The organism is Arthrobacter sp. Hiyo1 (assembly GCF_001263615.2).
Taxonomy (GTDB): domain Bacteria; phylum Actinomycetota; class Actinomycetes; order Actinomycetales; family Micrococcaceae; genus Arthrobacter.
The window spans coordinates 236,598-241,940 of sequence record NZ_DF952475.1; the positions used below are offsets into that span (position 1 = coordinate 236,598).

The window sequence follows — 5,343 nt, forward strand, 5'->3', positions numbered from 1 at the left end:
CCCGGGTCCCCCGGCTCCGGCACCGCGCTGGGTGCGGTTGATTTTGGCGTTGGCGTAGCGGAGGCTGGGGCCGACCTCCTCTACCTCGAGCTCAATAACGGTGCGCTTCTCGCCTTCCTTGGTCTCGTACGAGCGGGACTTCAGCCGGCCTGAGACGATGACGCGCATACCCTTGGTGAGGGATTCGGCGACGTTCTCGGCCGCTTCACGCCAGACCGAGGCCCGGAGAAAGAGGGTCTCCCCGTCCTTCCATTCATTGGACTGCCGGTCGAAGGTGCGCGGCGTTGACGCGACGGTGAAGTTCGCGACAGCGGATCCGTTTGGAGAGTATTTCAGTTCTGGGTCCGCTGTTAGATTTCCGATCACTGTGATGGTTGTTTCGCCGGCCATGATGTGGACCTTCCTGAGGATGTTACTGAGGGTGGTGTCTTCGGTATCGGGACTGTCCTGCTCGGTGTCGTACCAGGCGGCCGCGGGGTCCGGCTCCACGAGGTAGGGGTCGATGAGGGGGACGTTGATGGTGCTGGAAGGGTTGGCTTCGAGTCCGAACCAGTCCTCGTCCGGGTCGTACCGGCGGGGCGTGAGGGCGAACCGGTCCTGCGGGGTGTTCATCAGGCCGCTTTGTGGTGCGTGGCTGCCTGAACCAGCTTGTCGCGGCGCAGGCCTGCCCAGTGGTCTTCGTCATCGGAGTTGTTCACGACGACGGGGGCCTGGGAGTAGCCGAGTTCCTGGGTGATGTATTCCAGCGCTGCCGGCACTTCGGTGATGTCCACCGCCTGGTAGGTGATGCCTTTGCGGTCGAAGTAGGCCTTCGTCTCATCGCACTGGCTGCAGGCCGGCTTGGTGTAGATGGTGTACTCGGCGGTAGTTGAGGAAGTCATTTTCAGTACCTTGGTTTCGTATCAAATGAGTTGCGTTCGTCTGGGTGACTTTCTACCTCAAGTCTACCTTTTTTCATATGAAAAACAAGGGGTCTTGCCCTTATTTTACGGGATTTTTATGACAACATATGTGCGACTTTAAAGGGTTGGTGGCCGCGGTTTCGTGACCTGTGGATTGGCTTCCTGGACTCTGGGGTGAACGTGCGAAGCAGCCCGCTGGGAATCCCCCTGCGCTTGAAGACCCGTGTCGTAATTCCGGCGAGTTTCCCGCGTGTGTCTGCCCTGCCGTCCGGGTGTGTGTTGTCCCGGCCCAATGCACTCAAACATCTGTTTCTGGTGCGTCAGGAGATGGAGTCTTGGTCCGGCGGATTCTAAGGATCGACGCAACGTTCGAGTGAGTCGGGCCGTTCAGCCGACTGTTTTCGAGTGTATCCGGAGGTGGCAAGCGTGGTGCTTTTTTCGGCCTGGAACAGTGCCTTGGGGGTGAGGTAGCCGAGGGTCTTGCGGGGTCTGGTGTTCAACTCGTTGCAGACGCTCTTGACGTATTCGTGGGTGTACTTTGACAGGTCGGTGCCCTTGCGGAAGTACTGGCGTGCCAGCCCGTTAAAGTTCTCATTGGCTCCCCGCTGCCAGGGGCTGGAGCGTTCTGCGAAGTAAATTTGGATGCCTGTCGCTGCGGCCAGCTCTTGGTGTCGGGCCATCTCTACGCCCTGATCCCAGGTGAGAGTCTGCTTCAGGGGCGGTGGGAGGGAAGCGAAGGCGGTGGTGATGGCAGCGTTAGTCCGGGCCGCTGTGTGGTCGATCGGCAGATTGATGATGATTCCGTACTGGGTCTTGCGTTCCCGCAGCGTCACCATCGCCGAGGTCGAGCCGGGCCCGACGATTAGATCGCCTTCCCAATGGCCAGCTTCCGTCTTGGTCTCAATGACTGGCGGGCGCTGACTGATCATGGTCATGTTCCGGACCACTGCGCCGTGACCGGAACCGGTCCGCCAGCGGTGTCTGCGGATTTTCCGTCCGGTGCGCAGCCGGGGACAGTATTTCTTATCTAAACCGCCGTCATCGTTGAAGAGCAGTGCCCGGTAGATGGTCTCAGGACTCAACTGAAGGCCCGGTTCGAAGGGGAATTGCAGTGCGAGCCAGCCGCAGATCTGCTCGGGCGACCAGTGACGATTGAGCTTGCGCTGAACGATCGCGCGTAGTCGCCGGTTCCGTTTAAGCTTCCGATCCCGTGGCCGGCGCCGCTGCTGGCTGGCGCTGTGATCGGCGGCGTGCGGCGAGTACTGGCCGTGGCCGTCGCGGTGACGGTCCAGTTCCCTTTTGATCGTTGAGGGGCAGCGTCCGAGTTCACGCCCGATGCGCCGCAGTGAGCAGTCCAGCCGGAGAAGGTCAGCGATCTGAATCCGTTCCAGCAGGGACAGGTACCGTCCGGACCCTTGAGCAGGAACCCTCATATGGCTCTGCTCGGCCCGTTGGTTCCTGAGTTTCGTGCCGGCGCGTCTGCTCATACCCAACATCCTGCAGGCCTCAGCGTTGCTGGATCCGGCACTCACCAGGTCCCAGTACCGTGTCTCCCGTAAAGCGCGTCGCTTTTGTGCTGGTGACCAGGGAGCTGCCACTCTCTCGGCAACGATCCTCGCGGTCCCAATGGCGTCCCGCTCGGCTTTCTGCAGACGTGCTTTTTCGGCTTTCAATTCTTCTTTCCGCTGGATTTCCCACCTGACGGAGGTCCCCGGGGACAGCCGTAAAGCTTTTACAACCTCTGCCAGGGGCAGCCGGCTTCGCAAGGTGATGAAGCGACGGTAGACCCACCGGTATCCAGTCGTATGCTTTACGCCTGCTGATGCGGCAACAGCCAATACGCTCATGCCGGTGGAATAGGAGGACCAGAAGGTTTCCTCAACGGCTGGGTCGACTTGGAAGTGATGGCGCCCGGTTCCGTTTAGGAAGAGTTCATTCCATTTCTCGGCGTTGCGCGAGATGAACCCCAGTTCTGTCTGGGCTGCCCCATGATCGAGGCCCTTCCTGCGGAATCGGAGGTACTCATCACGCAACCACCGATAACCCGTCTCCTTACCGATTCCGGTCACCCGTACTGATTCTCTGAAACTCTTGCCCTCTTTGATGAGGGCAAGAAACCTAACACCGGTAGGCGAATCGAACTGTTGATACATCGAAGGAACTCCCTGGATTGGGTGTTGCTTCGATCAGCAGAATCCGGGGTGCCCTAACCGCTACACTCCCGAACGTCTCGAAACCTAGGGTTTTGTGAGATCTGAAGGGCGATGGCTTTAGGGCCGCTCCCCTTTTTGATTGGCGGTTCTCCCTTTCGTCCTACCGGCGCTCTAGTGCAGATAAGGCTGAAGGTGAAGAACCGCCGGTCCGTGGACGTCGTGTGAACTCTCGCCCTCTTGTGCGTGTTGCAAAGTGGATTCATGAGATCGGTCGTACTGTCGGGCCATGGTCGAATCTGACGGCGAGACGTGGTGGTTACACTTCGCACAGGACTCCGGCCCGGGAGGGGACGACAATCTTCTGGCCCGCGCCGGCCGGCAGGGTGTGCGCCTTGATGCCGGACGTCCGTTCTTCCTGGATCGCGGGGGCGTGCCTCATGATGCGGGCAACAGGTTCTTTGCCAGCGGACGGATGCGGAATCTGACCGCTGGGACGAACCGGAAGTACGCGTTTGCCCTTCGGACCTGGTTCAATTTCCTCCAGACGCGGGGCAAGAAATGGTCAGCGGCGTCCGAGAGCGATCTTTTCGACTATCGCTTCTGGAGGACCTCAGCTTCGGAGAATCCGCGTCGCATTTCCGGCGCGACGTGGCAGTGCGACCTTGCCGCAGTCCTTGCCTTCCACGACTGGGCATCAGACCGGCTAGGCACCGACCGGCTCCTTCCGGCGGTTCAAAAGCAAGCATGGGCGGGGAAACGGGCTGCGGTGCGAGACCCGCGGGCCAGGGCCTCAGCGATCCGTGCAGCGGACGTCAAATGGCTCTCTCCAGGAGCCTTCCGCCTGTGGCGCGACACGGGGATCCACGGAAAGGAACCCAACGGGGCGGAGAAGACGCGCTGGAGGCCACGGTCCCAGACACGGGATGCGGCATTTGTTGACGGACTTTACGGGACGGGGCTGCGCATACAGGAGCTCGCCTCGATATGCCTCACCGAGCTCCCGACCGAGGGTGCCGCGAAAGCCTACGCCACCGCTCGTCTTGCTGCCAGCTGCGCAAAGGGTGGCCGGAGCCGACGGTACTGGATGGGCCGCGAGGCGCTAGACGGCATGTGGAACTACGTCCAAACCGACCGGGCCGCCGCGATCCGCCGCGGCATCGAGAGCGGCTTGTACCAAAACCTGACTCCCCGGCGGATTGTCCAAGGCATAACCGACAACGGCCGGTTGCGGATTGCGGGCCCAGATGGAAAACCCGTGCACGCGAACCTGAATGACCTCTCCCCCGCGGACCGAAGGCTGCTGTTCACCGAAGGGCCAGAGGGTCTTGAACCGTTGGCCCTGTGGCTGAATGAGGACGGCTCGCCGCGGGCGAAGGGCGCCTGGTACAAGTCATTCGCCCTGGCCAACAAGCGCGTGCGCAAGGCCGGAATCGACCGGCTCAAATGCCATCCCCACATGCTCCGGCACAGCTTCGCTCTAAGGTGGTACGCCGTCGGACGGCTCGTGTGGGAGCATCGGCGGGCAGGGGCGGGGTCGGACCGTATGGAGGACTTCCGGGAGCAGTTCGGCGACACCTGGTCGCTGGTGCAGACGATGCTCGGCCATTCGGATGTGAACACAACCAGGAACATCTACCTTGAGCCTTTCATCGGGTTGGATGTGGAGTTCCTCCTGGCGCACAGCGGAGATGAGCTCAGCCAGGACGGGGTCCTTGCATTCCTGCGCTCCGATCCGAGGGTTCGCCTACTCGATCCGGGGGACGGTAAGTGACGGGGCGGGCGGCATCCCTGCCCCCGAATGGCTACTCAACCCCTCAGACCCTCTTCCTCGACGGCGACGCTCCGGTGGTGCGGGTCTATCCGGAACGGGGACGGGGCCCTCGAGACTTCCACTTCGGAAGGCTCGGGCTCTCGCCGGTCCTGACTAGGGAACTCGCTGCCTGTTTCGCGCGCGCGACAGGCCCCGCGGGGACGAGGCGGACGATTCCGTCCGCCGAAGGGCTCTTCGAAAACCTGCGTTCCTTCGCAAACCTCATCCGGGCCAGGCCCAAACCGGTCGCATGCGTGGGCGAGCTACGGGCCGGTTACGTCCTCGAGCTGCGCATGCTGGGTACCCGGGAAGGGAACGCCGTCGTGCTTGCCCTCAGGACGGTGCTTCGAGGCGCCGACGGAGTCCCGAACGAGTTCCGCGATGCCCTTTACACCCCGGTCCATCCGGCACAACCCCGCGCCGCCATAGCGGCCTACACCGAGGCCGAGTTCCGCCAGATCCGGCGGGCGGCCCGGCG

6 protein-coding genes are annotated in these 5,343 nt (G+C 62.0%); 2 read left to right on the forward strand and 4 right to left on the reverse strand.

Features of this window, described 5'->3' with window-relative positions:
• The 4 genes from AHiyo1_RS28055 to AHiyo1_RS27760 all read right to left on the reverse strand — a co-directional run.
• Window positions 1-390: single-stranded DNA-binding protein (locus AHiyo1_RS28055; RefSeq protein ID WP_059389753.1), on the reverse strand; the 390-nt coding region annotated here is incomplete at its 3' end.
• A gap of 221 nt (window positions 391-611) precedes the next feature.
• Complete coding sequence (locus AHiyo1_RS20090) at window positions 612-881, reverse strand: glutaredoxin family protein (RefSeq protein ID WP_059389750.1); 270 nt, start codon at window positions 879-881, stop codon at window positions 612-614.
• A 371-nt stretch (window positions 882-1,252) separates the two neighbouring features.
• Window positions 1,253-2,389 (reverse strand): IS30 family transposase, encoded by a 1,137-nt coding sequence (locus AHiyo1_RS27395; RefSeq protein ID WP_253257495.1) that lies wholly within the window; start codon window positions 2,387-2,389, stop codon window positions 1,253-1,255.
• A 982-nt stretch (window positions 2,390-3,371) separates the two neighbouring features.
• Window positions 3,372-3,494, reverse strand: coding sequence for a hypothetical protein (locus tag AHiyo1_RS27760; protein ID WP_275937085.1), 123 nt, complete (start codon window positions 3,492-3,494; stop codon window positions 3,372-3,374).
• Between the two features lie 33 nt (window positions 3,495-3,527).
• Here AHiyo1_RS27760 and AHiyo1_RS20100 point away from each other — a divergent pair, with 33 nt between their 5' ends.
• Together AHiyo1_RS20100 and AHiyo1_RS25045 are read left to right on the forward strand one after the other, a co-directional pair.
• Complete coding sequence (locus AHiyo1_RS20100; protein WP_172465671.1) at window positions 3,528-4,826, forward strand: tyrosine-type recombinase/integrase; 1,299 nt, start codon at window positions 3,528-3,530, stop codon at window positions 4,824-4,826.
• The coding region (locus AHiyo1_RS25045) for a hypothetical protein (protein WP_216363271.1) at window positions 4,823-5,343 on the forward strand (521 nt) is incomplete at its 3' end. The genes AHiyo1_RS20100 and AHiyo1_RS25045, both read left to right, overlap by 4 nt.

What these genes read in the sequence shown, in the direction of transcription:
- AHiyo1_RS20090 (WP_059389750.1), bottom strand. Translation starts at nt 881, where the DNA reads ATGACTTCCTCAACTACCGCCGAGTACACCATCTACACCAAGCCGGCC.
- AHiyo1_RS20100 (WP_172465671.1), top strand. Translation starts at nt 3,528, where the DNA reads ATGCGGAATCTGACCGCTGGGACGAACCGGAAGTACGCGTTTGCCCTT.
- AHiyo1_RS27395 (WP_253257495.1), bottom strand. Translation starts at nt 2,389, where the DNA reads ATGAGCAGACGCGCCGGCACGAAACTCAGGAACCAACGGGCCGAGCAG.
- AHiyo1_RS27760 (WP_275937085.1), bottom strand. Translation starts at nt 3,494, where the DNA reads ATGAGGCACGCCCCCGCGATCCAGGAAGAACGGACGTCCGGCATCAAG.